The sequence below is a fragment of the Streptomyces sp. NPDC053493 genome, from assembly GCF_044544825.1.
Taxonomy (GTDB): Bacteria; Actinomycetota; Actinomycetes; order Streptomycetales; family Streptomycetaceae; genus Streptomyces.
In genome coordinates this window covers 181,559-208,116 of the sequence record NZ_JBITXS010000002.1, presented here as the reverse complement: position 1 = coordinate 208,116, position 26,558 = coordinate 181,559, and the positions used below count along the sequence as shown (strand labels likewise).

The 26,558-nt window shown below is 73.5% G+C and carries 27 protein-coding genes; 13 read left to right on the top strand and 14 right to left on the bottom strand.

Features of this window, described 5'->3' with window-relative positions; genetic code table 11:
- Window positions 1-35: 35 nt before the first annotated feature.
- The gene (locus ACIGO8_RS06615; RefSeq protein ID WP_399724866.1) at window positions 36-446 is read left to right on the top strand and encodes a DUF4345 domain-containing protein; all 411 of its coding nucleotides are present in this window, start codon (window positions 36-38) and stop codon (window positions 444-446) included.
- On the opposite strand, the gene ACIGO8_RS06610 is transcribed toward ACIGO8_RS06615, so the two are convergent.
- A complete protein-coding gene (locus ACIGO8_RS06610) occupies window positions 443-1,366 on the bottom strand; it encodes a LysR family transcriptional regulator (protein WP_399724863.1) in 924 nt (307 codons plus the stop codon). The two genes, ACIGO8_RS06615 and ACIGO8_RS06610, sit on opposite strands and share 4 nt — an antisense overlap.
- 96 nt (window positions 1,367-1,462) lie before the next feature.
- On the opposite strand from ACIGO8_RS06610, the gene ACIGO8_RS06605 reads away from it, so the two are divergent.
- From ACIGO8_RS06605 to ACIGO8_RS06590, 4 genes are all read left to right on the top strand, one after another.
- Window positions 1,463-2,185 carry a succinate dehydrogenase gene (locus ACIGO8_RS06605; RefSeq protein WP_399724860.1) on the top strand — a complete coding sequence of 241 codons (723 nt, stop codon included), beginning with the start codon at window positions 1,463-1,465 and terminating at the stop codon, window positions 2,183-2,185.
- A complete protein-coding gene (locus ACIGO8_RS06600) occupies window positions 2,186-4,168 on the top strand; it encodes a fumarate reductase/succinate dehydrogenase flavoprotein subunit (RefSeq protein ID WP_399724857.1) in 1,983 nt (660 codons plus the stop codon).
- Window positions 4,165-4,914 carry a succinate dehydrogenase/fumarate reductase iron-sulfur subunit gene (locus ACIGO8_RS06595; RefSeq protein WP_399724854.1) on the top strand — a complete coding sequence of 250 codons (750 nt, stop codon included), beginning with the start codon at window positions 4,165-4,167 and terminating at the stop codon, window positions 4,912-4,914. Before ACIGO8_RS06600 ends, ACIGO8_RS06595 begins: the two co-directional genes overlap by 4 nt.
- A gap of 198 nt (window positions 4,915-5,112) precedes the next feature.
- Entirely contained in the window at window positions 5,113-5,946 is an 834-nt protein-coding gene (locus ACIGO8_RS06590; RefSeq protein WP_399724852.1) for a class II glutamine amidotransferase, read from the top strand.
- A 111-nt stretch (window positions 5,947-6,057) separates the two neighbouring features.
- Here ACIGO8_RS06590 and ACIGO8_RS06585 read toward each other — a convergent pair whose 3' ends face one another.
- Both ACIGO8_RS06585 and ACIGO8_RS06580 read right to left on the bottom strand, forming a co-directional pair.
- The gene (locus ACIGO8_RS06585; RefSeq protein WP_399724849.1) at window positions 6,058-7,419 is read right to left on the bottom strand and encodes a pyridoxal phosphate-dependent decarboxylase family protein; all 1,362 of its coding nucleotides are present in this window, start codon (window positions 7,417-7,419) and stop codon (window positions 6,058-6,060) included.
- A 166-nt stretch (window positions 7,420-7,585) separates the two neighbouring features.
- Entirely contained in the window at window positions 7,586-8,440 is an 855-nt protein-coding gene (locus ACIGO8_RS06580; protein ID WP_399724846.1) for a helix-turn-helix domain-containing protein, read from the bottom strand.
- A 100-nt stretch (window positions 8,441-8,540) separates the two neighbouring features.
- On the opposite strand from ACIGO8_RS06580, the gene ACIGO8_RS06575 reads away from it, so the two are divergent.
- A complete protein-coding gene (locus tag ACIGO8_RS06575; protein ID WP_399724844.1) occupies window positions 8,541-9,092 on the top strand; it encodes a YceI family protein in 552 nt (183 codons plus the stop codon).
- 35 nt (window positions 9,093-9,127) lie between these two features.
- Here ACIGO8_RS06575 and ACIGO8_RS06570 read toward each other — a convergent pair whose 3' ends face one another.
- Window positions 9,128-11,521 (bottom strand): ATP-binding cassette domain-containing protein, encoded by a 2,394-nt coding sequence (locus tag ACIGO8_RS06570; protein ID WP_399724840.1) that lies wholly within the window; start codon window positions 11,519-11,521, stop codon window positions 9,128-9,130.
- A gap of 9 nt (window positions 11,522-11,530) precedes the next feature.
- Complete coding sequence (locus ACIGO8_RS06565; RefSeq protein ID WP_399724837.1) at window positions 11,531-12,586, bottom strand: LLM class flavin-dependent oxidoreductase; 1,056 nt, start codon at window positions 12,584-12,586, stop codon at window positions 11,531-11,533.
- A 68-nt stretch (window positions 12,587-12,654) separates the two neighbouring features.
- Here ACIGO8_RS06565 and ACIGO8_RS06560 point away from each other — a divergent pair, with 68 nt between their 5' ends.
- Window positions 12,655-13,143 carry a hypothetical protein gene (locus tag ACIGO8_RS06560; protein ID WP_399724834.1) on the top strand — a complete coding sequence of 163 codons (489 nt, stop codon included), beginning with the start codon at window positions 12,655-12,657 and terminating at the stop codon, window positions 13,141-13,143.
- Between the two features lie 105 nt (window positions 13,144-13,248).
- Here ACIGO8_RS06560 and ACIGO8_RS06555 read toward each other — a convergent pair whose 3' ends face one another.
- Window positions 13,249-13,464 carry a dodecin gene (locus tag ACIGO8_RS06555; RefSeq protein WP_399724831.1) on the bottom strand — a complete coding sequence of 72 codons (216 nt, stop codon included), beginning with the start codon at window positions 13,462-13,464 and terminating at the stop codon, window positions 13,249-13,251.
- 182 nt (window positions 13,465-13,646) lie between these two features.
- Here ACIGO8_RS06555 and ACIGO8_RS06550 point away from each other — a divergent pair, with 182 nt between their 5' ends.
- The 3 genes from ACIGO8_RS06550 to ACIGO8_RS06540 all read left to right on the top strand — a co-directional run bounded on the left by ACIGO8_RS06550 (window position 13,647) and on the right by ACIGO8_RS06540 (window position 16,823).
- On the top strand, window positions 13,647-14,894 hold the full coding sequence (locus ACIGO8_RS06550; RefSeq protein WP_399724828.1) for an extracellular solute-binding protein: 1,248 nt from the start codon (window positions 13,647-13,649) through the stop codon (window positions 14,892-14,894).
- 163 nt (window positions 14,895-15,057) lie between these two features.
- Complete coding sequence (locus tag ACIGO8_RS06545) at window positions 15,058-15,885, top strand: GNAT family N-acetyltransferase (RefSeq protein ID WP_399724825.1); 828 nt, start codon at window positions 15,058-15,060, stop codon at window positions 15,883-15,885.
- Window positions 15,882-16,823, top strand: coding sequence for a lysophospholipid acyltransferase family protein (locus ACIGO8_RS06540; protein WP_399724822.1), 942 nt, complete (start codon window positions 15,882-15,884; stop codon window positions 16,821-16,823). The genes ACIGO8_RS06545 and ACIGO8_RS06540 overlap by 4 nt, the downstream gene beginning before the upstream one ends.
- Here the strand turns inward: ACIGO8_RS06540 and egtD are convergent.
- The 4 genes from egtD to egtA are packed head-to-tail and all read right to left on the bottom strand — an operon-like array spanning window position 16,709 to window position 21,076.
- Complete coding sequence (egtD, locus tag ACIGO8_RS06535) at window positions 16,709-17,683, bottom strand: L-histidine N(alpha)-methyltransferase (RefSeq protein ID WP_399724820.1); 975 nt, start codon at window positions 17,681-17,683, stop codon at window positions 16,709-16,711. The two genes, ACIGO8_RS06540 and egtD, sit on opposite strands and share 115 nt — an antisense overlap.
- On the bottom strand, window positions 17,680-18,432 hold the full coding sequence (egtC, locus tag ACIGO8_RS06530) for an ergothioneine biosynthesis protein EgtC (RefSeq protein ID WP_399724817.1): 753 nt from the start codon (window positions 18,430-18,432) through the stop codon (window positions 17,680-17,682). Before egtC ends, egtD begins: the two co-directional genes overlap by 4 nt.
- Entirely contained in the window at window positions 18,432-19,811 is a 1,380-nt protein-coding gene (egtB, locus tag ACIGO8_RS06525) for an ergothioneine biosynthesis protein EgtB (protein ID WP_399724814.1), read from the bottom strand. The genes egtC and egtB overlap by 1 nt, the downstream gene beginning before the upstream one ends.
- Window positions 19,808-21,076 (bottom strand): ergothioneine biosynthesis glutamate--cysteine ligase EgtA, encoded by a 1,269-nt coding sequence (gene egtA / locus ACIGO8_RS06520; protein WP_399724812.1) that lies wholly within the window; start codon window positions 21,074-21,076, stop codon window positions 19,808-19,810. Before egtA ends, egtB begins: the two co-directional genes overlap by 4 nt.
- Window positions 21,077-21,270: 194 nt before the next feature.
- Here egtA and ACIGO8_RS06515 point away from each other — a divergent pair, with 194 nt between their 5' ends.
- Entirely contained in the window at window positions 21,271-22,104 is an 834-nt protein-coding gene (locus ACIGO8_RS06515; protein ID WP_399724809.1) for a TIGR02452 family protein, read from the top strand.
- On the opposite strand, the gene ACIGO8_RS06510 is transcribed toward ACIGO8_RS06515, so the two are convergent.
- Entirely contained in the window at window positions 22,089-22,505 is a 417-nt protein-coding gene (locus ACIGO8_RS06510; RefSeq protein WP_399724806.1) for a type II toxin-antitoxin system PemK/MazF family toxin, read from the bottom strand. The genes ACIGO8_RS06515 and ACIGO8_RS06510 overlap by 16 nt on opposite strands.
- 115 nt (window positions 22,506-22,620) lie before the next feature.
- On the opposite strand from ACIGO8_RS06510, the gene ACIGO8_RS06505 reads away from it, so the two are divergent.
- Window positions 22,621-22,788, top strand: coding sequence for a hypothetical protein (locus ACIGO8_RS06505; protein WP_399724803.1), 168 nt, complete (start codon window positions 22,621-22,623; stop codon window positions 22,786-22,788).
- A 41-nt stretch (window positions 22,789-22,829) separates the two neighbouring features.
- On the top strand, window positions 22,830-23,234 hold the full coding sequence (locus tag ACIGO8_RS06500; RefSeq protein WP_399724800.1) for a hypothetical protein: 405 nt from the start codon (window positions 22,830-22,832) through the stop codon (window positions 23,232-23,234).
- 131 nt (window positions 23,235-23,365) lie between these two features.
- Here ACIGO8_RS06500 and ACIGO8_RS06495 read toward each other — a convergent pair whose 3' ends face one another.
- The 3 genes from ACIGO8_RS06495 to ACIGO8_RS06485 form a co-directional block, all read right to left on the bottom strand.
- Complete coding sequence (locus ACIGO8_RS06495) at window positions 23,366-24,805, bottom strand: SPFH domain-containing protein (RefSeq protein WP_399724797.1); 1,440 nt, start codon at window positions 24,803-24,805, stop codon at window positions 23,366-23,368.
- Window positions 24,806-24,886: 81 nt separating this feature from the next.
- Window positions 24,887-25,105 carry a hypothetical protein gene (locus ACIGO8_RS06490; protein WP_399724795.1) on the bottom strand — a complete coding sequence of 73 codons (219 nt, stop codon included), beginning with the start codon at window positions 25,103-25,105 and terminating at the stop codon, window positions 24,887-24,889.
- A gap of 57 nt (window positions 25,106-25,162) precedes the next feature.
- Window positions 25,163-26,518, bottom strand: coding sequence for an MFS transporter (locus ACIGO8_RS06485; RefSeq protein WP_399724793.1), 1,356 nt, complete (start codon window positions 26,516-26,518; stop codon window positions 25,163-25,165).
- Window positions 26,519-26,558: the final 40 nt, after the last annotated feature.

Sequence of the window (26,558 nt, the reverse complement as noted above, 5' to 3'; positions counted from 1 at the left end):
ATGCGCCGTTGGGACGGATGCGAGAGGGGGCGGCCGTGGACAAGGCTCTCAGGGCGTTCGCGTGGACGATGGGCCTCGCCTGCGTGGCGATCGGACTCTTCCATGTGATCGGCGGCAACGCCGCCATCCCCGGCGAGGCGGGAGCGGGGCCCACCATCGACAGCCTGGGCCGCTTCCTCGGCGCGATCTTCGCCGGTTACGGCCTGGTCTGGCTGTGGGCGGTGCGGCAGGACCCGGTGCCGGCCCGGGTGGTGCGCTGGCTCGCCGCCGTGTTCCTGCTCGGCGGCGTCGGGCGCCTGCTCTCCCTGGCCGTGCACGGCCCGCCGCACTGGTTCCAGATCGTGCTGACCGTGATCGAGCTGGTCTTCCCGCCGATCTGGTTCTGGCTCGCGGACGCCGACGAGCGCGCCGCCCGGACCCGCCCCGCGCCCTCCGCGGTCGGCTAGGGGGTGTCCGACCGGCTCTCGGCCGTGTCCTTCGTCCCGCCACGCCGGGAGGCCATGAGCAGCTTCTGCAGTTCGCGGGCCGCCCGCGGCGGCGCCACGTCGCTGCGGTGGGCCAGGGCGATGGTCCGCCCCAGGCCCGGCCGGGCGAGGGCCGTGACCCGCAGGTCGCGGCCCGCGCGGGCGGCCACCATCGCCGGTACGACGGCGAGGCCGAGCCCGGCCCGTACGAAACCGAGCACGGCGTCCAGCTCGCCGCCCTCCACCGTGAACGAGGGCTCGAAGCCCGCCGCCCGGCAGGCCGCCACGGTCAGCTCCCGCAGGTCGTAGCCGTGCCGGAACATCACGAGCGGCTGGTCGCGCAGATCCGCGATCCGCACCGGGCGGCGAGGCGCCGGCGCGGACGGCGAGGAGACCACCACCAGGTCCTCCGTCAGCAGCTCCACGGTGGTGAGCGCGGGTGACGGCGTCGGCAGCGGCAGCACCACCAGCGCCAGGTCCAGCGCGCCACGCGCCAGCTCCCGTACGAGGTCGTGCGAGCCGCCCTCCTGGATCAGCAGCCGGATCCCCGGATGCAGGTCGTGGAAGGCGCGCAGCACGTCGGGCAGCAGACCCGTGCACAGGCTCGGCGTGGCCCCGAGCCGCACCCGGCCCCGCTTGAGCTGCACCAGCTCCTGCACCTCGTGCCGGGCGGTGTCCGTGTCGGCGAGGATCCGGCGGGCCAGCGGCAGCAGCGCCTCACCCGCGTCGGTGAGGGCGATGTTGCCCCGGGCCCGGCTGAACAGCTCCGCGCCCAGCTCCTGCTCCAGGGCCTTGATCTGCTGGGACAGCGACGGCTGGGAGACGTGGACGCGTTCGGCGGCCCGGGTGAAGTGGCGGGTCTCGGCGACGGCCACGAAGTACAGGAGCTGCTGGAACTGCATGCGACCAGGCTACCCGGGATCGATAGGACCGACCTATGGAGATCAGCAGAACCATGTCTTGGACCTCTCGGGTCCCTCGCCCCTACCGTCGCTGGCATGGCTCTGGCAACCAAGTCCGATCGGAAGACCGACCGGCCACCCGCCGCTCCCACCCGCGGCTTCTGGGCGTCCACGCTCGGCAAGAAGACGGTCATGGCCGTGAGCGGCCTCCTCATGCTCGCCTATCTCGTCGCCCACGTCGCGGGAAACCTGAAGGTCTTCTTCGGCCCCGAGGAGTTCAACGCCTACGGCCACTGGCTGCGCGTGATGGGCGCTCCCGTCCTCCACCACCACTGGGGCCTGTGGATCGCCCGCGTCGTGCTCCTCACCGCCGTCGTGGCGCACGCCGTCTCCGCGTACCAGCTCAGCCGGCGCGACATCAAGGCCCGCCCCACCGCGTACGTGCACCGCCGCAAGGGCTCGTCCTACGCCACCCGCACCATGCGCTGGGGCGGCGTCATCCTCGGCCTGTTCATCGTCTGGCACGTCCTCGACCTGACCACCGGCACCGTCCACCCCGGTGGCTTCGAGGAGGGCAAGCCCTACCAGAACGTCGTCGACACCTTCTCCACCTGGTACGGCGACGTGATCTACATCGTCGCCATGCTCGCCGTCGGACTCCACGTCCGGCACGGCTTCTGGAGCGCCGCCCAGACCCTCGGCGTCGGCAACGCCCGCCGCGAACGCCTCCTCAAGGGCCTCGCCAACACGCTCGCGCTCGTCCTGACCGTGGGCTTCGTCTCCGTCCCCGTCGCCGTCATGACCGGAGTGGTGAGCTGAATGACCTCCCCCGACCACCACGTGGGCCCCGACCACCGCGTGCGCCCCGACTACCGCGTGGGCGAACCGATCGCCGACACCAAGGCACCCCCCGGCCCCATCGCCGAACGCTGGGACACCCGCCGCTTCCAGGCCAAGCTGGTCAACCCCGCCAACCGCCGCGGCCACCGCGTCATCGTCGTCGGCACCGGCCTGGCCGGCGGCTCCGCCGGCGCCACCCTCGCCGAACAGGGCTACCAGGTCGTCCAGTTCTGCTACCAGGACTCGCCGCGCCGCGCCCACTCCATCGCCGCGCAGGGCGGCATCAACGCCGCCAAGAACTACCGCAACGACGGCGACTCGGTGCACCGCCTCTTCTACGACACCGTCAAGGGCGGCGACTTCCGCGCCCGCGAGTCCAACGTGCACCGCCTCGCCCAGATCTCCGTCGAGATCATCGACCAGTGCGTCGCCCAGGGCGTGCCCTTCGCCCGCGAGTACGGCGGCCTCCTCGACACCCGGTCCTTCGGCGGCGTCCAGGTCTCCCGTACCTTCTACGCCCGCGGCCAGACGGGCCAGCAGCTCCTCCTCGGCGCCTACCAGGCGCTGTCCCGGCAGATCGCCGCCGGCAACGTCGAGATGCACCCGCGCACCGAGATGCTCGACCTGATCGTCGTCGACGGCCGGGCCCGCGGCATCGTCGCCCGCGACCTGATCACCGGACGCGTCTCCACCCACTACGCGGACGCCGTCGTCCTCGCCACCGGCGGCTACGGCAACGTCTTCTACCTGTCCACCAACGCCATGAACTCCAACGCCACCGCCGTGTGGCGGGCCCACCGGCGCGGCGCCTACTTCGCGAACCCCTGCTTCACCCAGATCCACCCCACCTGCATCCCGCGCACCGGCGACCACCAGTCCAAGCTCACCCTGATGAGCGAGTCGCTGCGCAACGACGGCCGGATCTGGGTCCCCAAGGCGCAAGGTGACGACCGTCCCGCGAACGAGATCCCCGAGGACGAGCGCGACTACTACCTGGAGCGCATCTATCCCTCCTTCGGCAACCTCGTGCCCCGCGACATCGCCTCCCGCGCCGCCAAGAACGTCTGCGACGAGGGCCGCGGCGTCGGCCCCGGCGGCCAGGGCGTCTACCTGGACTTCGCCGACGCCATTCGCCGCCTGGGCCGGGACAAGGTGGAGGAGAAGTACGGCAACCTCTTCGACATGTACGAGCGGATCACCGCCGAGAACCCGTACGAGGTGCCGATGCGGATCTATCCCGCCGTGCACTACACCATGGGCGGACTGTGGGTCGACTACGACCTCCAGACCACGATCCCCGGCCTCTTCGCCATCGGCGAGGCCAACTTCTCCGACCACGGCGCCAACCGGCTCGGCGCCTCCGCCCTCATGCAGGGCCTCGCCGACGGCTACTTCGTGCTTCCCGCCACCATCAACGACTACCTGGCCCGCCACCCGCACGCCGAGGCCGTCACCGACGACCACCCGGCGGTCCGCGAGGTCCTCGCCGAGACCGAGGACCGGCTCCACCTCCTCCTCGCCGTCGACGGCGACCGCACGCCCGACTCCTTCCACCGCGAACTCGGCGAGGTCATGTGGGAGTTCTGTGGCATGGCCCGCACCGAGGCCGGGCTGCGCAAGGCCCTGCGCCGGATCCCCGAGATCCGCGAGGAGTTCTGGCGCCGCATCAAGGTGCCCGGAACGGGCGAGGAGTTCAACCAGTCCCTGGAGAAGGCCAACCGGATCGTCGACTACCTGGAGCTCGCCGAGCTCATGTGCCTCGACGCCCTGCACCGCGAGGAGTCCTGCGGCGGCCACTTCCGCGAGGAGTCCCAGACGCCGGACGGCGAGGCCGCCCGGCGCGACGAGGAGTTCGCGTACGCCGCCGCCTGGGAGTTCGCCGCCGACGGCGGCGGCCCGGTGCTCCACAAGGAAGAACTCGTCTTCGAACACGTCCGTCCCACCCAGCGGAGCTACGCATGAGGCTCACCCTGCGCGTCTGGCGCCAGAAGAACGCCGACGCCGAAGGCGCCATGGCCGTCTACGAGGTCGACGGCATCTCCTCCGACATGTCCTTCCTGGAGATGCTGGACACCCTCAACGAGGACCTCATCCTGCGCGGCGAGGACCCCGTCGCCTTCGACCACGACTGCCGCGAGGGCATCTGCGGTGCCTGCAGCCTCGTCATCAACGGCGACGCCCACGGCCCCGAGCGCACCACCACCTGCCAGCTGCACATGCGGTCCTTCCGCGACGGCGACACCATCGACATCGAACCCTGGCGGGCCGCGGCCTTCCCGGTCGTCAAGGACCTGGTCGTCGACCGCTCCGCCTTCGACCGGATCATCCAGTCCGGCGGCTACATCAGCGTGCCCACCGGCTCCGCTCCCGAGGCGCACGCCACCCCGGTGCCCAAGGCGGACGCCGACTTCGCCTTCGAGCACGCCGAGTGCATCGGCTGCGGCGCCTGCGTCGCCGCCTGCCCCAACGGCTCGGCGATGCTCTTCACCTCCGCGAAGGTCAACCACCTCGGCGTGCTGCCGCAGGGCGCGCCGGAGCGCGAGACCCGGGTCCTCGACATGGTGGCCCAGATGGACGCCGAGGGCTTCGGCGGCTGCACGCTGACCGGCGAGTGCGCCACCGCCTGTCCGAAGGGCATCCCGCTGCCGTCGATCGCGGCGATGAACAAGGAGTGGCTGCGGGCCCGGCGCAAGGCGGGCCGTTCGTAGCGCTGTCCCGTCGCCGGCGGCCGGAGCCGGGCTTCGGGCCCGGCCGCCGCGCCGGGAGCCGGGCCCGGCCGCCGGTCCGGCCGCGTGGCGTCGGGCGGGGCGGGCGCCGAGAATGAGAGGGCGGGACGGCAGCCCGCAGGCCGTCCCCGCGCCCGGAAACCCGTTCCCGACCCGCGGTAGGGACCCAGGTGATGATGCATGTGCCGATGGCTCGCGTACTGGGGAACGCCCGTGCTGCTCGACACCATCCTGTACAGGCCGACCCACTCCCTGATCGACCAGAGCCTGCACTCCAAGCTCGGGGTCGAGACCACCAACGGTGACGGGTTCGGCGTCGGCTGGTACTCGCGGGACAACGACAGCCCCGCGCTTCTCAGGGACGTGGGCCCCGCCTGGAACAACCGCAATCTGCGGGAGCTGGCGGACCACGTCCGGTCGTCCCTGTTCTTCGCCCACATCCGCGCCTCGACCGGCACGGCGGTGCAGCAGTCGAACTGCCACCCGTTCCGGTACGGGCGCTGGATGTTCATGCACAACGGCGCCATCGCGGACTTCCGGCTCCTGCGCCGCGACCTCACCCTCCTCGTCGATCCGAAGCTGTACCCGCACATCGAGGGCACGACGGACTCCGAGGTGATGTTCTACCTGGCGCTCACCTTCGGCCTCGACGAGGACCCGCCCGCCGCCGTCGCCACGATGGCGGGAGTGGTGGAGCGCGTCGGCCACCAGCACGGCGTGGAGTTCCCGCTCCAGATGACGATCGCCGTCACCGACGGTGAGCGCCTCTGGGCCTTCCGCTACTCCAGCGCCCACGCCTCGCGCTCGCTGTTCTACAGCAGCCGGGTGGAGGCGCTGCGCAGGCTCCACCCTGACCTCGGCTTCCTGCAGGAGGTCTCCGGTGAGACCCGCCTGATCGTCTCCGAACCGCTCGGTGACCTGCCGGGCGCCTGGAACGAGGTGCCGGAGAGCAGTTACGGAGTCGTCCAGCCGGGCGTCGACGAGATGCACCGCTTCGAGCCGGTCGCCGCCTGAGCCGACCGCCGCCTGAACCGGCCGCCGGCCGGCCCCCACGTCACGGGCCTCCACGTCTCCGGCCCCCACGTCACCGGCCTCCACGTCACCCGGAGCCGTCTCCGGGAGCCGTCACGCGGCCGCGCGCCGGATCGCGGCGAGCGTGCGCCGCACGTCCTCCTCGGTCGTCGACCAGTTGCTCACCGAGATCCGCATGACGCGCCGCCCGTGCCAGGTGGAGCCGCTGATCCAGGCCGTGCCGTCCTCGAGCAGCCGCGCCAGCACCCGCTCCGTACGGGCGTCGTCGCCGAACTCGGCGCACACCTGCGTGAACACGACGTCGTTCAGCACGGTCGCGCCGTCGATGCCGGCGATGCCGGACGCGAACGCGGTGGCATGACGGCACAGCCGGTCGACGAGGCCGGCCACGCCCGACCGGCCGAGCGACCGGAGCGCGGCCCACACCGTGAACGCACGGCCGCGCCGGGAGAGCTCGGGCACCTTGTCGACGGGATCGCCGTGCTCGTGCTGGATGAGGTAGTCGCCCCGCTCGCCCATCGCCGCCCGGACCGCCGACGGGTCGCGCACGATCGCGAGACCGCAGTCGTAGGGCACGTTCAGCGTCTTGTGGGCGTCCGTCGCCCAGGAGTCGGCGTCCGCGCACCCCGCCGTCAGACGGGCGTGGCTGGGCGAGGCGGCCGCCCACAGCCCGAAGGCGCCGTCGACGTGCACCCACGCCTCCGCCTCGCGCGCCGCCCGCACGCACGCCGGGAAGGGATCGAAGGCGCCGGAATGGACGTCGCCGGCCTGGAGGACCACGAGCGTGGGCCGTCCGTCGCCGCCCGCCAGCGCCTCGCGCAGCGCGTCCGCCTCCATCCGCCCCTGGAAGTCCGCCGCCACCAGCTCGGGCCTGCCCAGCCCGAGATAGCGCAGGGCCAGGTCGACGGCCATGTGCCGGGACGCGCCGGCCACGACCCGTACGGCGGGGCCGCCGTTCAGCCCGTCGCGGGCGACGTCCCAGCCGGCCCGTCGCAGCACCGCGTCCCGCCCGGCCGCGAGACCCGTGAAGTTCGCCATCGTCGCGCCCGTGGTGAAGCCGACGGAGCTGTCGCCCGGCAGTCCGAGCAGATCGAGGAGCCACGCGCCGGCGATGTCCTCCGCCGCCGTGTACGCGGGCGAGACGGCGCGCATGACGCAGTTCTGGTCCCAGGCGCTCACCAGCCAGTCGGCGGCGAGCGCGGCGGGTTCCGTGCCGCCGACCACGAACCCGTAGAAACGGCCGCTCGGGAAGGCGGTGAGCCCCGGTTCGCAGGCCGTGGCCAGGAGGTCGACCACGTCGGCGGGCGTGCCGGGGCCGTCGGGCAGGTCCGTACCGAGGGCGCGCACGATCTCGTCCACCGGAGCGCGTGCCGGGACGGGGCGGTCCGGCAGACCGGCCAGCCACCGGACCGCATGGTCGTACGCGTGCCGGAGCGCCGCCTCGCGCGGGTCCATACCTCGGACTATGCGACCGCCGGTCCCGCCGCGCAAGCCACGGCCCCCGCGACCGCCGGTCCCGCCGCGCAAGCCACGGCCCCCGCGGCCGCCGGTCCCGTCACGCACGTCGTGCCGGCCGTGACCGGCCCAAGGGCCCCTCCGCCGGTCCCGCCGCGCAAGCGCGTCAGCCGCCGACCGCGCGCAGCCGGCCGGGACGCCGGCCCACCAGCGCGTCGAGCGCCGCCCCGGTCGCCTCGTCCGCCGGCAGGTGCACCACCAGGTGCTGCCCGTCCGCCTCGGTCAGTTCGAGCACCTCGTACGCGAGCCGCAGTTCGCCCGCCTCCGGGTGGACGAAACGGTCGACGCCCGAACGCGACCGCACCGGACCGGCCGCGCCGAGCCGGCCGGAGAACGCCGGACCTCCGGTCACCGACAGCTCCTTGACCAGCTCCGCCATGCGCGGATCGGAGCCGGTGACGGACAGGTACAGCGACGCCACCTGCTGATCGGCGACCCGCTCCCAGTCCGGGAAGACCTCACGGGCGCGCGGGTCGGTGAACACGAAACGCGTCACGCTCGGCGGATCGCCGTCGAGCAGCCCCGCCGGGCCCGCGAGCCGCTCGTACCCGTCCGTGTACGCCACGGTCTCGCCGAGCGTGTTCACCACGACCGCCGGGGTCGGCCCGAGCCGGTCGAGCAGCGCCCGGACGGTGGCGCGCACCTCCCGGGCCGGGGCGGGCGCCATCGCGCACATGTGCCGGTGGGTGTCCGACTTCGCGAGGTTCCGCAGATGGATCCGGTCCTCCAGCGGCAGCCGCAGCGCCTCGCTGAGCGCACCGAGCACCTGCGCCGACGGATTGCGGTCCCGGCCCTGCTCCAGGCGGGCCAGGTACTCGACGCTGATGCCGGCCAGCATCGCCAGCTCCGTACGGCGCAGGCCCGGGGTCCGCCGGCGCGGGCCGGCCGGGAGCCCGGCCTCGGCCGGGGACAGCGCCTCGCGGCGGGCGCGCAGGAAGGACCCCAGTTCGTTGTCGCTCATCCACCGATCGTACGAGCGCGGGCGCGGGCGAGGGTGGCCCTGTCACTACCCGTCTCGGCGCGGCCTTCCTCACCTCCGGGCGCGACGGCAGCGTGGAGCCATGACCACCGAATCGCAGCCCACCACGACCGTCCTCCCGCTGGCCTCCGGCCGCTGGACCTTCGACCCGATGCACTCCGCCGTCGGCTTCACCATCCGCCACCTCGGGATCTCCAAGGTCCGGGGCCGCTTCAACGACCTCACGGCCGAACTGGTCGTCGGCGACCGGCCGGAGACCTCCTCCGTGACCGCGACCGTCCAGCTCGCCTCGATCGACACCGGCAACGCCGACCGCGACGCCCACGTCCGCGCCGCCGACCTGCTCGACGTGGCGAAGCGGCCCACGATGAGCTTCCGCTCCACCCGGATCAGCGGGGACGGCGAGGAGTGGACCATGACGGGTGACCTCACCATCGGCGACGTGACCCGGCCGATCACCTTCGACGTCGAGTTCGGCGGCGTCGTGGACGTGCCCGTGGACGGCAGCCGGCACGCCGGCTTCGACGCCACCGGCGAGTTCCGGCGCAGCGACTTCGGCCTCGACTTCGCGCCCGGCTTCCTCGGGGACGTCGTCAAGGTCACCCTGGAGGTCCAGTTCGTCGAGCCGAGGTAGCGGGCCGGCTTGCGTGGCCCCGGCCCGGCGCGCGGTCAGTCGCCGAGCCGGGCCGCGAGGAACCGCGCGGTCCGGCTTCCCGCGGCCCGCGCCACCACGCCGGGCGGTCCTTCGGCCACGATCAGGCCGCCCTCGTCACCGCCGCCCGGCCCGAGGTCGAGCACCCAGTCCGCGCCGGCGACCACGTCCATGTCGTGCTCGACGACCACGACCGTGTGGCCCGCGTCGACCAGTCCGTGCAACTGGCGCATCAGCACCTCCACATCGGCCGGGTGCAGTCCGGTCGTCGGCTCGTCGAGCACGTAGAGGGTGTGCGCGCGGCGCGGCCGCTGGAGCTCCGAGGCCAGCTTGATGCGCTGCGCCTCGCCGCCGGACAGCTCCGTCGCCGGCTGGCCGAGCCGCAGATATCCGAGGCCCACGTCGAGCAGCGTGCGCAGGCTGCGGGCGGCCGCCGGCTCGTCCGCGAAGAACTCCGCGGCCGCCTCCACCGTCAGGTCGAGCACCTCCGCGATCGTCAGGCCGCGCAGCCGCACCTGGAGCGTCTCGGGGTTGTAGCGGGCGCCGTGGCAGTCCGGGCAGGGCGCGTACGTGCTCGGCAGGAACAGCAGCTCGACGGAGACGAAGCCCTCGCCCTGGCAGGTCTCGCAGCGTCCGCCGGTCACGTTGAAGGAGAACCGGCCCGCCTTGTAGCCGCGGGCCCGGGCCTCGTCCGTCGCCGTGAACAGCTTGCGCACCACGTCGAACAGGCCCGTGTAGGTGGCCAGGTTGGAGCGCGGGGTCCGGCCGATCGGCTTCTGGTCCACCGTCACCACCCGGGCCACGTCGCCGCGTTCCTCCGCCAGCTCGGTCACCACGCCCACCAGGGTCGACTTGCCCGAACCGGACACGCCCGTGACGGCCGTGAGCACGCCGAGCGGGACCGTCGCGTCGAGACCGCGCAGGTTGTGCCGGGTGACCGGACCCGTCCGCAGCCGGCCCACGGGCTCGCGCACCGCCCGCCGCGGCACCGGCGCCCGGTCGAAGAGGAAACGCCGGGTCGCCGACTCGGCCACGTCCGCGAGCCGCTCCGGCGGGCCGCTGTGCAGCACCCGGCCGCCGTGCTCGCCGGCCCGGGGCCCCACGTCCACCAGCCAGTCCGCGTGCCGCACCACGTCCAGGTGGTGCTCCACCACGAACACCGTGTTGCCCGCCGCCTTCAGCCGGTCCAGGACCACAAGGAGCGCCTCCGTGTCCGCCGGGTGCAGTCCGGCGGACGGCTCGTCCAGCACGTACACGACGCCGAAGAGCCCGGCCCGCAGCTGGGTGGCGAGCCGCAGCCGCTGCAGTTCGCCGCTGGAGAGCGTCGGTGTCGGCCGGTCGAGGCTGAGATAGCCGAGGCCCAGCTCGGTGACCGTGCCGATCCGTGCCAGCAGGTCCTCGGTGAGGACCCGGGCCGCCTCCGCGTCCCGCTCCCGCGTCGCGGGACTCGCCAGCACCTCCGCGAGCCCGGTCAGCGGCAGCGCCGCCAGCTCCGCGATCGTACGGCCCGCGAACGTCACCGCCAGCGCCTCCGGCCGCAGCCGGCTGCCCCGGCACACCGGGCACGGAGCGCTGGTGAGGAAACGCTCGGCCTTCGCCCGCAGCGTCGCGCTCCGGGAATCCGCGAAGGTGTGCATCACATAGCGCCGGGCGCTCATGTACGTGCCCTGGTACGGGCGTTGGATGCGCCCCGGCTCCCGCACCGGATGGACCGTCACCACCGGCTGCTCGTCGGTGAAGAGGATCCACTCGCGGTCCTTCGCGTCGAGCTCCCGCCACGGCCGGTCCACGTCGTGCCCCAGCGCGTCGAGCACGTCCCGCAGGTTCTTGCCCTGCCAGGCGCCCGGCCAGGCGGCGATCGCGCCCTCCCGGATCGACAGCGCCGGGTCGGGCACCAGGAGTTCCTCGGTCGTGTCGTGCACCAGGCCGAGGCCCTGACACGAAGGGCAGGCCCCGGCGGCGGTGTTGGGCGAGAAGGAGTCGGAGTCCAGCCGCTCGGCTCCCGGCGGGCAGCTGCCCGCACGCGAGAACAGCATCCGCAGCGCGTTGGACAGCGTGGTCACCGTGCCCACCGACGAACGCGCGTTCGGCGCGGCCCGGCGCTGCTCCAGCGACACCGCCGGCGGAAGACCGGTGATCTCGCCGACCTTCGGCGCGCCCACCTGGTGGATGAGCCGGCGGGCGTAGGGCGCCACCGACTCGAAGTAGCGGCGCTGCGCCTCCGCGTAGATCGTCCCGAACGCCAGCGACGACTTGCCCGAGCCCGACACGCCCGTGAAGACGGTCAGCGCGTCGCGCGGGATGTCCACGTCCACGCCCCGCAGGTTGTGCTCGCGGGCCCCGCGCACCCGGACGAACGGGTCGTGCGGGCCGGCGGAAGGGGCGGCAGAGGTGTCGTGACGGTCGCGCATCCGACGATTCTAGGCCCGGCTTGCCACGTTTGCCCTGGTCAGTCCGGCCAGGCGGGCGAGCCTGCGATACGAGTCGAGCAGCGCGTCCCGGTCGTACGTGCTCGTCGTCACCAGCACCTCCTGCGCGCCGGTCTCCGCCACGGCCCGCGCCAGGGCGTCGGCGACCTGCTCCTCCGTGCCGTACACATGGCCGCGCAGTGCCGACTCGTAGAAACCGCGCTGCTTCTCCGTCATCTCCAGGGCCTCGATCCGCTCCGGCGGCGCGAGCGGCGGGAAGACGCCGCGCGTGCGCGAGTACGCCATCGACCAGGCCTCCGACACCAGAAGCCGGCGCGCCCGCTCCTCGGTGTCCGCCACCGCCACCGTGCCCGCGACCGCCACGTACGGCTCCGCGGCCCACGGCGAGGGCCGGAAGGCGGACCGGTAGGCGTCCACCGCCTCGAGGAGCCGCGTCCGGCCGCGCAGGTCGCCGATCACCAGCGGCAGGCCGGCCGCCGCCGCGATCGCCGCGCCCTCACCGGTCGCGAGAACGAACGGCGGCACCCGCAGGCCCTCGGCCGGGCGGGCGTGCACCTGCGGATGGGCCGACTGGTCGCCGGTGAACCAGCCGAGCAGCTCGTCCAGTTGCTCCGCGAACCGGTCCGCGTCGTCCTTGTCCCGGCCGAGCGCCCGCCGGATGCCGTCGGTGAAACCGACCGAGCGGCCCAGGCCCATGTCGATCCGGCCCGGGAACAGCGCCTCCAGGACGCCGAACTGCTCGGCCACCACCATCGGCTGGTGGTTGGGCAGCATCACTCCGCCGGTCCCGACCCGGATCCGCGAGGTCGCCGACGCGACCGCCGCGGCGAGCACCGTCGGCGCCGACCCGGCCACGCCGGGCACGCTGTGGTGCTCCGACACCCAGAAGCGGTGATAACCGAGCGCCTCGGCCTCGCGCGCCAGCCGGACCGTGTCGCGCAGCGCAGCGGCACCGTCCTCGCCCTCGCGGGTGCGGGACCGGTCGAGGACGGAGAAGCGGATGCGGTCGAAGGGCGCCTGCTGAGGCGTCGGCCCGGGCGTCGTCATGGTGCTCACCCACCGTTCAACACGTCCGGCGCCGAAGGATTCCCGTCGCCGGTGCCTAGGCTGGGGGAGTGACCGGACAGCAGCGGCCCGTGGCCGTCTTCGACCTCGACAACACCCTCGCCTCGACCGCCCACCGGCAGCGCTTCCTGGAGCGGCGCCCGCGCGACTGGGACGCCTTCTTCGCCGCGGCTCCCAAGGACCCGCCGCTCGCCGAGGGCGTCGAGCTGTGCCGGGAGACCGCGGAGGAGTGCGACATCGTCTACCTCACCGGGCGGCCCGAGCGCTGCCGCCGCGACACGCTCGACTGGCTCGCCGCGCACGGACTCCCGGAGGGACCGGTGCACATGCGGCGCGACCGGGACTTCCGACCGGCGCGGCAGACCAAGCTGGACGTGCTGCGCCGGCTGGAGCGCGACCGCGAGGTCCGGGTGCTCGTCGACGACGACGAACTGGTCTGCGACGCCGCGGAGGTGGCCGGCTTCACCGTGGTGCGCGCCCGCTGGGCGGTGACGTCGGAGGCGCTGAAGGACGCGCAGGAGAAGGAGGGCCGGACCTGAGAGGTCCGTTGGATCCAATATCCCGAATCTTGGATCCAACATCCCGGATCCAACTTCCCGGATCCAACATCCCGGATCCGGGATCCGGTGTCCTGGATCCCGGATTCAGTCGCCGTCCTCCAGTCGGAAGCCGACCTTCAGGCCCACCTGGTAGTGCTCGATCGCCCCGTCCACCAGATGCCCGCGCATCTCGGTGACCTCGAACCAGTCGAGGCCCCTCAGGGTCTGCGAGGCCCGCTCGATCCCGTTGCGGATGGCCTGGTCGACGCCCTCCGTGGACGTGCCGACGATCTCGGTGACGCGATAGGTGTGGTTCGACATGGGTGCCGGACTCCTCTCGGTGCGTTCTCTCCACGGTGCCCCAGCCGACCGAGGTCCGCGACACGGAGGACTTGACCCTGCGCTTTGGTCCAGACCAGAATCCAGGCCACATACCCGCGCGAACCTCCCGTTCGGTCCCCCACACGTCGGGTCAGCAGTCCTCCCCGCAGAAGGTGACCTACGTGAAGAACCGCCGTCTCGTCCTGCCCCTGGCCGTCCTCTCCGCCCTCGCCCTCGCCGGCTGCGGGCTCCTCCCCGGAGGCGGGAGCAAGACCCGCACGGTCAACCTCTGGCTGATGCGCGACAGCGTCAGCGACGACTTCCTCCAGCGCTTCACGGAGTCCTTCGAGGCCGAGCACGACGGTGTCGAACTGAAGGTCACCATCCAGGACTGGACCGGCATCGGAAAGAAGGTCACCGAGGCCATCAAGGGCCCCGGAGGCCCCGACGTCATCGAGGTCGGCAACACCCAGGTCGCCCAGTACGCCGACACCGACAAGCTCTACGACCTCACCCTGGAGTCGGTCCGCGACCTCGGCAGCGAGGACTGGCTCCCCGGCCTCGCCGAACCCGGCAGCATCGACGGCGCCCAGTACGGCATCCCGTGGTACGCAGCCAACCGCATCGTCATCTACAACAAGGACCTCTTCGCCGACGCCGGCGTCAAGCCGCCCGCCACCCGCCAGGAGTGGCTGCGGACCACCGAGAAGCTCGACGAGGCCGGCGGACAGGGCATCTACCTCGCCGGACAGGACTGGTACACCCTCTCCGGCTTCATCTGGGACGAGGGCGGTGAACTCGCCGTCGACCGCGGCGGCCGGTGGACCGGCGCCCTCGACAGTCCCGCCGCCCTGCGCGGCATGGACTTCTACAAGCGCCTCCAGTCCCTCGGCGAGGGCCCGAAGAACGCCGACGAGCAGAACCCGCCGCAGGCCGAGGTCTTCGCCAGGGGCGACGTCGCCCAGATCATCGCGACGCCCAGTGCCCTGCCCGTCATCACCAAGGCCAACCCCGCCCTCAAGGACAAGCTGGGCTTCTTCCCGATACCCGGCAAGAAGGCCGGTCAGCCCTGTGCCGTCTTCACCGGCGGCTCCGACCTGATCATCCCGGACAACGCGCCCGAGCGGTCCGCCGCCCTGGAGGTCGTCAAGGCCCTCGCCGGCGAGAAGTGGCAGACCGAACTCGCCCGCGCCATGAACTACGTGCCCAACAAGACCTCCCTCGCCTCGGTCGTCGCCGGCCAGGAGGCCACCGCCACCATGGCCGTCGGCGCCGCCCGCGGCCGCGCCACCCCGAACTCGCCCCAGTGGGCCGACGTCGAGGCCGACAACCCCATCAAGCCCTACATGACCGCGGTCCTCTCCGGCGAGGACCCGAAGCAGGCGGCCCAGGACGCGTCCGAGCGGATCACCGACGGCCTCGCCGAATAGCCGCGGGCGGCCGCGCTCCGCCCACCATTCAGCGCCTCCACACCAACCGGCCCCCGGCCGGTCACGTCGAATCCAGCCTGCCACGGAAGAAACGAGGAGCCGGGCCACCGCTCGCACGGCCCGGCTCCGACCGTCCCCTTCCGTACCGCCGGAGGAGTCCGACATGGCCGCCGTGCCCCTCGCCCAGCCCGTCGCCGCACCGTCGGGCGGGTCCCTCGCCGCCGTACCGGCCCCGCCGCGGACCGGCGACGAGCCCCAGCCCCGCTACGTCGTGGGTCTCGCCCGGGACCAGGAGGACGTCCGCGCCGCCCAGCGGCTGCGCCACCTGGTGTTCGCCGGCGAGATGGGCGCCCGCCTCGACGGGCCCGAACCGGGCCTCGACAGCGACGCCTTCGACGCCTACTGCGACCACCTCCTCGTACGCCAGGAGGACACCGGCGAGGTCGTCGGCACCTACCGGGTGCTGCCGCCCGACCGGGCCGCCGTCGCCGGACGGCTCTACTCGGAGAGCGAGTTCGACCTGAGCCGGCTCGCCCCGATCCGCCACGACCTGGTCGAGGTCGGCCGCTCCTGCGTCCACCCGGCCCACCGCAACGGCGCCGTGATCGCCCTCGTCTGGGCCGGCCTCGCCCGCTACATGACCCGCACCGGCCACAACTGGCTGGCCGGCTGCTGCTCCGTCCCGCTCGCCGACGGCGGCACCCTCGCCTCCGCCACCTGGGACACCGTCAAGACCAAGCACCTCGCACCCGAGGAGTACTGGGTCACCCCGCACCGCCTGTGGACGCCCGAGGCCGACACCGCGCCCGCCGAGGGCCGCGTCGAGCTTCCGCCGCTGCTGCGCGGCTATCTGCGGCTCGGTGCCTGGGTCTGCGGCGCTCCCGCCCACGACCCCGACTTCGGCGTCGCCGACCTCTACGTCCTGCTCTCGCTGGACCGCACCAACCCGCGCTACCTGCGCCACTTCCTCTCGCTCGCCCCGGCCCGGTGAGCACCCCGCCCTCCTTCTGGCTGCCCACGGCGCCGTGCACGCCGGACCGCTGCGAAGCCCACCCCGGGCCCGCCGCCCCGCGCGCCGGTGCCGTGACCGGTGCCGTCCGGCTGACCGCGGGGCTCGGCGCCGTGCTCCTCGGCGTGCTGCTCTCGCCGCTGACCGCCCCGCTGCCCGCGGCGGCGCGGCTGTTCCTGGTGCGGGTCTGGTGCCGGGCCGTGCTGCGGGCCTTCGGCGTACGGCTCCGGGTGACGGGAGCGGCGCCGGCGCCGCGGGGCGTTCCGCTCCTCGTGGTCGCGAACCATGTGTCCTGGCTGGACATCCCGCTGATCGCGGCCGTGCTGCCGGGCCGGATGCTCGCCAAGCGCGAGGTGCGGTCCTGGCCCGTGCTCGGCCCGCTCGCGGTGTTCGGCGGCACGGTCTTCATCGACCGCGACCGGCTGCGGAGCCTGCACGCCACGGTCGGCGCCATGGCCCGGGCGCTGGGCGCCGGCGGCCGGGTGGTGGTCTTCCCCGAGGGCTCCACCTGGTGCGGCCGCGCCGGGGGCGTGTTCCGGCCGGCCGCGTTCCAGGCCGCCCTGGACGCCGGAGCCGAGATCCAGCCGGTACGGATCGACTACCGGCCCCTGGGCCCCGCCGCGTTCGTCGGGGACGACAGCCTCGGGGCGTCGCTGTGGCGGATCGCGACGGCGCGGCGGCTGGTCGCGGAGATCCGTCTGTCGGATCCGCTGTCCAGCGGCCGGTGGCCGGACCGGCGTTCGCTCGCCCGCGCCGCGGAGGCGGCCGTCGCCCAGGACAGCCGCCTCCTTCCCGGCATTCCGGCTCAGCCGAGCGCCGGCACCGTCGCCAAGGACAGCGCGAACCGCTCCTTCTCGTCCGTCCACCAGCGCGAGAGCGTGAAACCGGCCTCCGCCAGCTCCGCCCGCACACCCTCCTGACGGAACTTCGCCGACACCTCCGTCCGCAGTTCCTCACCCGCCTCGAACGGCACCACCAGGTCCAGCTCCGGGATCTTCACCACGAGCGCGTGCCGGGCCCGCAGCCGCATCTCGATCCACTCGTGCCGCGGGTCCCACAGCGCGACGTGGTCGAAGTCCTCCGGACGCGCGTCCGCGCCCAGTTCCCGGTCGATGACGGCCAGCACGTTCTTGTTGAACTCCGCCGTCACGCCGGCCGCGTCGTCGTAGGCGGCGACCAGCGTCGCCTCGTCCTTGACCAGGTCGGTGCCGAGCAGCAATGCGTCACCGGGCACCAGCATCTCCCGGACCGCGCGCAGGAACTCCCGCCGCTCGTCCGGCAGCAGATTGCCGATCGTGCCGCCCAGGAAGGCGACGAGCCGCGGCCCCGTCGTCGGCGGCAGTTCGAGCCCGTGGGTGAAGTCCGCGAGCAGCGCGTGGACGCGCAGCCCGGGCCGTTCGGCGAGCAGCGCCTCGCCCGCTCCCTCGAGTGCCGACTCGCTCACGTCCACCGGCACGTAGCCGTCGAGCTCCGGCAGCAGCGCGTCGAGCAGGAAGCGGGTCTTCTCCGAGGAGCCGGAGCCCAGCTCCACCAGGGTCCGGGCCCCGGTCACCGCCGCGACGTCCCGCGCGCGGGCCGCGAGGATCTCCCGCTCGGCCCGCGTCGGGTAGTACTCCGGCAGCCGGGTGATCTCCTCGAACAGTTCGCTGCCGCGCGCGTCGTAGAACCACTTGGGCGGCAGCACCTTCGGATGACGGGTCAGGCCGGTGAGCACGTCGGCGCGCAGCGCGGCGTCCGAGGCGTCGTCGGCGAGGGTGCGGGTCAGCTGGAACGGGCTCACGGGGAGGGCTCCTTGAGCGGGGTCAGGGACACGTCCGTGCGGGAGGCGAGCAGGACCGTGCGGTCCGGCACCGCCGTCCAGCCGGGATCGTCGTCGTACGGTTCGGAGGCCACGACCGTGCGGCCGGGCGCCGCGGAAAAGCAGAGCGAGTCCCCCCAGGTGGTCGCCGCGACGACCTGCCCGTCGGTCAGCAGCAGGTTCAGCCGGGCGCCGGGAGCGGCCTCGGCCACCTCCCGGACCGTGTCGGCGAGCGCCCGGTCCGGCGCGTCCCCGGCCCGCAGCCGGTGCAGCACGAGCGCCCACACCAGCGCCGAGTCCGTCCGCGCCTCCAGGGCGAGCAGCTCCGCCGCCGGCAGCGTCGCCGCCACCGGGGCGAGCGAGCCGGGCCAGCCGGGGACGGCCCCGTTGTGGCTGAACAGCCAGCGGTCCGCGGCGAACGGCGCCGCCGCGGCCTCCTTGTCCGCGCCGGGCAGCGTGGCGCCCCGTACGGCGGCGAGCAGCGCCCGCGTACGCACCACCCGGGCCAGGTCGCGAAAGCCGAGGTCGCCCCAGATGGGCCCGGCGCGGCGGTAGCGGGCGGGCACCGGGTCGCCGTCGGCGTACCAGCCGACGCCGAACCCGTCCGCGTTCACCACCCCGCTGACCTGGGTGTCCGGCGCCCAGGACTGGTGCTCCAGGGAGTGCGCGGGACGCAGCAGCAGTTCGCCGAGGGCGACCGGCGGGCCGACGTAGGCCAGATGCCGGCACATCAGACCGGCTCCGCGTCACGGGCGGTGCGGAAGCCCGCGAAGATCTGCCGCCGCACCGGCAGGTCCCAGTTGCGGAAGGTGCCCCGGCAGGCCACCGGGTCGACCGCGAACGACCCGCCGCGCAGCACCTTGTGCTCGGGGCCGAAGAAGACCTCCGAGTACTCCTTGTACGGGAAGGCGCGGAAGCCCGGATAGGGCAGGAAGTCGCTCGCCGTCCACTCCCACACGTCGCCGATCAGCTGCCGCACGCCTAGCGGCGACGCGCCCTCCGGGTAGCTTCCGGCGGGCGCGGGTCCCAGATGCCGCTGCCCCAGATTGGCGTGTACGGGTCCGGGGTCGTCGTCGCCCCACGGGTAGCGGCGCGAGCGGCCGGTCGCCGGGTCGTGGCGGGCGGCCTTCTCCCATTCGGCCTCGGTCGGCAGCCGCCGCCCCGCCCAGCGGGCGTAGGCGTCCGCCTCGTACCAGCTGACGTGCAGCACCGGCTCGTCCTCGGGCACCGGCTCGGTCACCCCGAACCGCCGGCGCAGCCACTGACCGCCCTCGCGCCGCCAGAACAGCGGAGCCTCGACGGAGTGCGCGCGGATCTGCGCCCAGCCCTCGGGCCGCCACCAGCGCTCGTCGTGGTAGCCGCCGTCGGCGACGAAGGCCAGATAGGCGCCGTTGGTGACGGGTGCGGTGTCGATCAGGAAGGCCGGGACGATCCGGGTGTGCGCCGGGCGTTCGTTGTCGAGCGCCCACGGCTCGTCGGAGGTGCCCATCGTGAACGGCCCGCCGGGCACCAGGACCTCGTCGTCCGTGAGCGAGGCGGCCGCGGCCCGGGGCGGGGGAGGAGCGGACAGCGCGGCCGGTCCCTTGCGCAGCTGATGGGTGATCAGCATGGTCTCGTCGTGCTGCTGTTCGTGCTGGGCGATCATCCCGAAGGCGAAGGCCGAGTCGACCAGCGGCCCGCCGCCCTCGAACCGGGCGCCGTCGAGGACGTCCAGGACCCGGCCGCGGACGTCCGCCGCGTAGGCCCGCGCCTCGGCGGGAGCGAGCAGCGGCAGCGAGGGCCGGCTCGCGCGCGGATGCTGGAAGGCGTCGTACAGCGAGTCGATCTCGGGCCGCAGCGCCTCCCGCCCGGCGACCGCCCGCCACAGCCACTGCTCCTCCTGGTTGCCGATGTGCGCCAGGTCCCACACCAGCGGCGACATCAGCGGCGAGTGCTGGGCGGTCAGTTCGGCGTCGTCCACACAGGAGGTGAGCAGCGCGGTCCGCTCCCGGGCCGTGCTCAGCGCCGCCACCGCCCGCCGCCGCAGCGCGTGCTCGTCGGGTGTCCCGGGGCCGCGCGGGCTCCCGTTCCGGCCGGGCGTCGTCTCCGGCGCCCTCTCCCGCGCGGTCATGACACCACCTCCTGCAGCTCGTCCGCCGGGCAGCCGCCCGGCACCACATACCGTTCGTGGAACGCGGCGACCGCCGCCACCACCCGCGCCGACGCCCCGATCCGGGGCAGCGCCTCCAGCGCCGCCTCGAACGCGGCGAGCGCCGCCCGGTGCAGCGCCGGATCGGTCAGACCCTCGCGGGCCGCCGCCCGCCACAGCGGATTGCGCGGCGCGCGGCCGGCACCGGCCGGCGCCGCCAGCGGCAGCACCGCCCGGTGAGCCGCCTCGGCGGCCACGGGATCGTCGAAGAGGGCGGTCGTCACCGCCACCGGCACCATCCAGCCGTCGCGGCCGGACTGCGCGTCCACCATCCGCAGCTCCAGGTGCCCGCGCGGCCGCACCGGCGGGAAGAGGGTCGTGAGGTGATAGTGCAGGTCGTCGAGGTCGGCGGGCCGCGGCCGGCCCGTGCGCAGCCACTCCCGGAACGTCAGCCCCTCCGGCACCTCCCACGGCCCGCTCGGAGCCCGCACGCACATCACCGGCGTGTCGAGGACGTGCGCCGCCCACTCGGTGCGCGGCTCGCCGTCCGGCGGCGGGGCGAGCGAGCGGTCCGGATCGAGGTCGGCCCACAGCGACTGCCGGGTCGAACGCCAGCCGGTGCGGCGGCCGCCGTGCACGGGCGAGTTGGCGAACGCCGCCACGAGCACCGGCCCGAGCAGATGCGCCAGCCGCCAGCGCCGCCGGTAACCCAGCGGCCCCGGCCCGTCCGTCCCGGCGTCGAGACAGATCTGCACCGAGGCCGACTCGCACATCATCGCCCGCCCGGCGGGACCGGTCCGGCCGAGCGCGATCTCCATCGCGTCGTAGCGCGGCTCGCGCAGCACCCGCGCGCGGGGCGCGTGCCAGGGATCCACGCCGTAGCCGTTGAGGCCGAGTCCGAGCGGGGCGAGCGCCTCCCGCACCGCGCGCAGGTCGGCGGCCAGCGAGTCCAGGCACTCCATCAGGGAAGAGGCGGGCGGCGAGCTGAGCTCCAGCTGCCCACCGGGTTCGAAGGTCAGGGCCGCCACCAGCGGCACGGCCCGTACGGTGTCGATCGCCGCGGCCAGCCGGCGCGGCGGAACGGGAAGGCGGGGATCACGCAGGTCGTGGACGAGCCATTCCAGCTCGGCCCCGACCGTCCTCGGCGGTCCCGTCTTGAAACAGATACATCGCAGCAGATCCTCGGCATCCTCCTCGGTCAGAGGAGGACCGCCCCGGGGTATGCCGCCCGACGACGGAGTCGTCATCGCTCCACCTCCTGGGAAAGCGCTGATTCCACCTAAAGCCACCCGGCACGGGCGTGCAAGAGCGCCTCCCGCGCCACGGCGGCCGGCGGTCACGCACCGTCACGCCACGGGCGGCCCGACGACGGGCGCGGGCCGGGCGTCGCCGGGAAAATCCCTTTGCCGCCGCGCACCGCCGTCGATCATGCTTCCGGGACATGAGCGCACGACTGCGGGCCCTCGCCCGCGAGACCGAGGAGATCGTCGCCGCGGGCCGCTACACCGCACCCGGCGGCCGGACCGTCTCCCTCGCTGAGCAGCTGGCCGCGGCCCTCGCCAGCACCCGGCTCCACGGCCCCGGGCGCGTCCCCGCCACTCCCGCCACCGACCGTACGACCGCCCTCGACGTCACCGGCGAGAGCAGCCTCGCCGCCGCCCGCCGGATGACCCGCGCCGACCCCGGCGCGCCCGTCGCGGTCCTCAATTTCGCCTCCGCCCGCAATCCCGGCGGCGGCTACCTCAACGGCGCCCAGGCCCAGGAGGAGGCCCTGTGCCGCTCCTCCGCCCTCCACGCGACGCTGCTGCGCGCCCCCGCCTACTACGCGCACCACCGGGCCGAACGGGACGCCTTCTACACCGACCGGGTCATCCACTCGCCGGCGGTGCCCGTCTTCCGCGACGACGGCGGCCGACTGCTCGACGAGCCCTTCACCGTCGGCTTCCTCACCTCGCCCGCGCCCAACGCCGGCGTCATCCGGCGCCGCACGCCCGAGCTCGCCGGCCGCGTCCCCGCCGCCCTCGCCGCCCGCGCCGAACGGGTCCTGGAGACCGCCGTCGCGTACGACTACCGGCGCATCGTCCTCGGCGCCTGGGGCTGCGGCGTGTTCGCCAACGACCCCGCCGAGGTCGCCGGCGCGTTCAAGGCGCTGCTCACCGGCGACGGCCGGTTCGCCGGCCACTTCGACGAGGTCGTCTTCGCGATCCTGGACCGCACCCGGGACCGCGCCACACTGAACGCGTTCTGCCGGGTGCTGGGTCAGGACCAGCCGTAACGCTCGATCAGCCGGTTCACCACCCGGTCGAAGCGCGGCCGGTCGAGCGCGCACGCCTCGCGCCGCATCCCCGACGCCCGCACCCGCAGCACCCGGTCCAGATCCACCCACGACTCGCGCCGCTCGGCGTCCCACGGTCCCGACCCGATCGCCACCCACTCGCGGTCGTGGTCGTGCCGCTTGCTCGACAGCTGTACGGCGAGCAGCGTGCCCTCCGGCTCCCGCGCCACCACGAGCACCGGCCGGTCCTTGCCCCGCCCGTCGTTCTCCTCGAACGGCACCCACGTCCACACGATCTCGCCCGGGTCCGGGTCGCCGTCGGGATCGGGCGCGTAGGACGTGCGGACGGGGCCGATCTCGTACGGTTCGGCCTCGGTCGTGGAGTGCGTCGACATGGTCATCCCGGCACCGTAGCGCCGACCGCACCGGCCTGTCGCTCTCCTTGGCGGACGTGCGGCGTTCGTACCTCCGTGCGAGCCTGGAGGCAATCCGTGGAGCCACGACGGGAGGCAGACCGTGGGCAAGAAACAGACCCGGGTGAACAAGGGAGCCCGCACGGGAGGCCACGAACACCGCGCGGCCGTCGCCGCCAAGGAGAGCCCGCGTTCGGCGAGTACCGAGGCGCCCCGCCCGGCCATCGACGTCCCCTCCCACCGCAAGGAGCGGAGGTTCGGGCACAACTGAGACACGATCCGGACCGCCCATGATCGTCGCCGGGACGGCGTGTGCATGATGAACACCTGTTCACGCTCGCCACGCTCGCCCCTGGGGGGAACATGCGTCACACCGGTCCGGCACGTCTCGCGGCGGCCGCCGCCGTCGCCCTGCTCGGCGCACTCGGCACCGCCTGCACCTCCTCGCCCGATCCCGCGCCGGCCACCTCCTCCGCGCCTCCCGCGCCCCACCACGTGACCGGGAAGTTCATGGCCGACCTCGTCGGCGGCACCGTCGTCGGAGCGGTGGGGCAGCTGGAAGGGTCGATGCGCGTCGAGGACGTCTCCGGCCAGGGCCGGATCGTCCCCATGAACGCGCCCGACTGGAAGATCTGCACCCAGGACCCCGCCCCGGGCGCCGCGCTCGACGGGCAGGAGATCGTGCTCGGCGCGGTGAAGACCAACGAGGACTGCTGACGTCCGCCCACGTCTCCTGACGCCGGCCGGTGCCGACGGTCAAGGACACCCTGTACGCGCGTACGGCGAGCGGACGGGGCCCGGCGCGTCGAGCGCGCCGGGCCCCGTCCCGTACTTCCTCCGTCAGCTCCTCACGCGTCGTCGCCGACCGTGATCTCCTCCGTGCGCGGTGCCGGAACGGCCGGTACGGAACCGGCCGCCGCCGACGCGGCCGCGGACGGCGCCGGCGCCGGCGCCGAGCCGTTCGGGTTCATGTTCGCCAGCAGCTGGCGCGCCAGGCCCAGCCCCGTCCCGCCCATCGTCAGCGCCTTGGCGAACATCTCCGCCATCCCGTCCGCGCCGTTGAGCAGCACCATCTGGTCGACGTTGCCGAACGCCGACGCGCCCGCCTCCACGATCTCCGGCCACCGCTCGGCCAGTTGCTGCGCGACCACGGCCTCCTGGTTCTCGGCGAGGGCCGCCGCCCGCGCCTTGATCGCCTCGGCCTCCGCGAGGCCCTTCGCCCGCGTCGCCTCGGCCACCGCCAGACCCTTGGCGTGGGCCGCCGCGGCCTCCGCCTCACCCGTCACCCGGGTCGCCGACGCCGCCGCCGTGCTCGCCAGCTCCGTCTCCTTCGCCTTGGCCTCGGCCGCCGAGATCCGGGCGTCACGCTCGGCCTCCGCGAGCGTCCTCGTCTCGTACGCCATCGCGTCGGCCGGCTTGCGGACCTCCGTCTGGAGCTGCTGCTCCTTGAAGTGGGACTCCAGCTCGGCGACCCGGGTCTCCTGGACCACCACCTCCTGGCGCGCCGCCGCGTCGGCCAGCGGACCGGCCTGCCGGGCCTTGGCGGACGCCTGGTCCCGCTCGGCCTGATAGCCCGCCTGCAGGATCTCGCTGTCCCTGGTGGCCTCCGACATGCGCGCCGCGGCCTGCTGCTCCGCCTCGGTCGCCCGCCGGTTGGCCTCCGCCTGCGCGATGCGCGCGTCCCGCTGCACCGCCGCCGCGTGCGGCGCGGCCAGGTTCTTGATGTATCCCGTCGGGTCCTCGATCTCGTGGATCTGCAGCGAGTCCACGATCAGACCCAGTTTCTCCATCTCCGTGCCACAGGCCGAACGCGCCTGCCCCGTCAGCTTCTCCCGGTCACGGATCATGTCCTCCACCGTCAACCCGCCCACGATGGCGCGCAGATGACCGGCGAAGACGATGTGCACCCGCTCCGACATCAGCTTCTGCTGGTCGAGGAAACGGCGGGCGGCGTTGGCGATCGACACGAAGTCGTCGCCCACCTTGAAGATCACGACACCCCGCACCTTCAGCGGAATGCCCTGGTGCGTGACGCACTCCACCGACAGCTGCGTCTCGTTGAGGTCGAGCGAGAGCTTCCGCACCGCCTGGACGCCGGGCAGCACGAGCGTGCCCCGTCCCGTGACGATCCGGAACCCCATGCCCTCGCCGAGGCCCTCCGTCTTGTGGTTCGAACCCGAGATGATCAGCGCCTCGTTGGGTTCCGCGACACGCCACATCAGTTTGAACAGAGCGATCAGGACGACGACGGCGCCGGCGACGGCGCCCGCCAGGATCCAGAGGCTCATGGGCTGGTCCCCCTTCACCGGACCCGTGCGGTTCCGGTGAAGGGAGTGTGCGCCCGGGGCGCCCGTCGCTCAATGGATCGGTCAACCGTCGTACGCGGCTGTGACGTACACGGTACGTGGAGGGAGATGTTCCACGACCATCACGACCGTCCCGGTCTCGATCCGGTCCTTCGCCGAGGCCGGGTAGGCGAGGAAGTGCTCGGCGCCGCCCCGGATCCGGACGATCACCTCACCGACGAGGCCGGGCCCGACCGTGCCGGTGACCCGGCCGAGAAGGCCCACCATCGAAGCGTCGTCCATGACCAAAAGGTACGGCACGAACGGCGGTTCGGGGCGGTCGCGGACGGCCGGTGAAGGTCAGCGCACCGTACGGATCGGGCGCACGGCGAGCGCCCCGAGCACCGACAGCACGGCGGCGACCAGGAACAGCGCCGTGTAGCCGCCGCTGAGCGACACGATCAGGGACGCGACGAAGGGCGCCACGATCTGCGGGCCGGCGTTGGCGATGTTGAGCACGCCCATGTCCCGGGCCGCGTCCTCCGCCTTCGGCAGCACCATCGTCACCAGAGCGGTGTCCACCGCCATGTAGCAGCCGAATCCGAGGCCGTTGACCACCGAGAAGGCGAGCATCGCCGTCCAGCTCGACGAGACCGCCGGGATGAGCAGGGCGACGGCGGCGAGCACGGCGGAGGCGCCGACGAAGAGCTTGCGGCGGTCGTGGCGGTCGGACAGCCAGCCGCCGAGCACCGTGGAGACCACCATGGCCACCGAGTTGAGCGGCATCAGCAGCGCGACGGCCTCCTCGGCGGAGAGCCCGGTGGGCAGTGCGGTGTGGTCCTTGAGGATGTAGAGCTGGAATCCGGCCACCGAGAAGTAGCCGAGCACGAGCAGCGCTCGGCCGATGAACGCCCAGCGGAAGTCGTGGTCGCGCAGGGCGCCGCCGAACGCGACGAGCTGCTCCTTGACCGGCATCGGGGCCTTGGCCGGCATCCGCTCCTCGCGGGCGCAGGCGGTGAAGAGCACGGCGGTGGCGGCGACGATCGCGCCGAAGACGAGATAGCCGGTGCGGTAGTGCTCGGAGAAGGCGGCGCCGACCAGGGCGCCGATGGTGGAACCGACGGGGAGGCCGAGGCCGACCGCCGCCGAGGCCTTGCCGCGCGCGGCGAGCGGGACCCGGTCGGGCACGACGGAGGTGAGGGCCGCCTGGTAGACGTTCATCACGGCCTGGCCGAGGCACCAGGCGATCATCACCAGCAGGATCGTGTGCACGCTGCCGAGCAGCAGCATCACCGGCAGGGCGAGCAGGCCGCCCGCCAGGATCCACGGATTGCGCCGCCCCGAACGGTCGGAGAGCGCGCCGGCCACCGGGTTGAAGACCGTCGCGAAGATCGCGGAGACACCCGAGACCAGGCCGAAGTTGGCCACCTTGTCCGCCGGGGCGATGTCCTCGATCTGGAGCGCGAGGAGCATGCCGGGAACGCCGACGTACAACGCGTACATGGCGGTGTTGCCGGCGAGCAGCAGGGGGAGCAGCCCGCGCGTCGGCCGCGGGGCGGCGGGGGAGGCGGGGCCGGCGGCCGCGGTGTCCGGTGCGGCGCCGGCGGACGGGTCGGCGGACGCGCCAGGGGACGTACCAGGAGACGTACCGGAGGAGGAGCCGGCGGACTGACCGGGAGAGGAGCCGGGGGACGTGCCGGGAGAGGAAAGGGCCACGGTGCCCTCCTGAGTGATCGCCCGATGCGGGGGCGGGGAG

Coding starts and splice junctions, on each gene's coding strand:
- ACIGO8_RS06610 (WP_399724863.1), bottom strand. CDS start 1,366: ATGCAGTTCCAGCAGCTCCTGTACTTCGTGGCCGTCGCCGAGACCCGC.
- ACIGO8_RS06605 (WP_399724860.1), top strand. CDS start 1,463: ATGGCTCTGGCAACCAAGTCCGATCGGAAGACCGACCGGCCACCCGCC.
- ACIGO8_RS06600 (WP_399724857.1), top strand. CDS start 2,186: ATGACCTCCCCCGACCACCACGTGGGCCCCGACCACCGCGTGCGCCCC.
- ACIGO8_RS06595 (WP_399724854.1), top strand. CDS start 4,165: ATGAGGCTCACCCTGCGCGTCTGGCGCCAGAAGAACGCCGACGCCGAA.
- ACIGO8_RS06590 (WP_399724852.1), top strand. CDS start 5,113: ATGTGCCGATGGCTCGCGTACTGGGGAACGCCCGTGCTGCTCGACACC.
- ACIGO8_RS06585 (WP_399724849.1), bottom strand. CDS start 7,419: ATGGACCCGCGCGAGGCGGCGCTCCGGCACGCGTACGACCATGCGGTC.
- ACIGO8_RS06580 (WP_399724846.1), bottom strand. CDS start 8,440: ATGAGCGACAACGAACTGGGGTCCTTCCTGCGCGCCCGCCGCGAGGCG.
- ACIGO8_RS06575 (WP_399724844.1), top strand. CDS start 8,541: ATGACCACCGAATCGCAGCCCACCACGACCGTCCTCCCGCTGGCCTCC.
- ACIGO8_RS06570 (WP_399724840.1), bottom strand. CDS start 11,521: ATGCGCGACCGTCACGACACCTCTGCCGCCCCTTCCGCCGGCCCGCAC.
- ACIGO8_RS06565 (WP_399724837.1), bottom strand. CDS start 12,586: ATGACGACGCCCGGGCCGACGCCTCAGCAGGCGCCCTTCGACCGCATC.
- ACIGO8_RS06555 (WP_399724831.1), bottom strand. CDS start 13,464: ATGTCGAACCACACCTATCGCGTCACCGAGATCGTCGGCACGTCCACG.
- ACIGO8_RS06545 (WP_399724825.1), top strand. CDS start 15,058: ATGGCCGCCGTGCCCCTCGCCCAGCCCGTCGCCGCACCGTCGGGCGGG.
- egtC (WP_399724817.1), bottom strand. CDS start 18,432: ATGTGCCGGCATCTGGCCTACGTCGGCCCGCCGGTCGCCCTCGGCGAA.
- egtB (WP_399724814.1), bottom strand. CDS start 19,811: ATGACCGCGCGGGAGAGGGCGCCGGAGACGACGCCCGGCCGGAACGGG.
- egtA (WP_399724812.1), bottom strand. CDS start 21,076: ATGACGACTCCGTCGTCGGGCGGCATACCCCGGGGCGGTCCTCCTCTG.
- ACIGO8_RS06515 (WP_399724809.1), top strand. CDS start 21,271: ATGAGCGCACGACTGCGGGCCCTCGCCCGCGAGACCGAGGAGATCGTC.
- ACIGO8_RS06510 (WP_399724806.1), bottom strand. CDS start 22,505: ATGACCATGTCGACGCACTCCACGACCGAGGCCGAACCGTACGAGATC.
- ACIGO8_RS06495 (WP_399724797.1), bottom strand. CDS start 24,805: ATGAGCCTCTGGATCCTGGCGGGCGCCGTCGCCGGCGCCGTCGTCGTC.
- ACIGO8_RS06490 (WP_399724795.1), bottom strand. CDS start 25,105: ATGGACGACGCTTCGATGGTGGGCCTTCTCGGCCGGGTCACCGGCACG.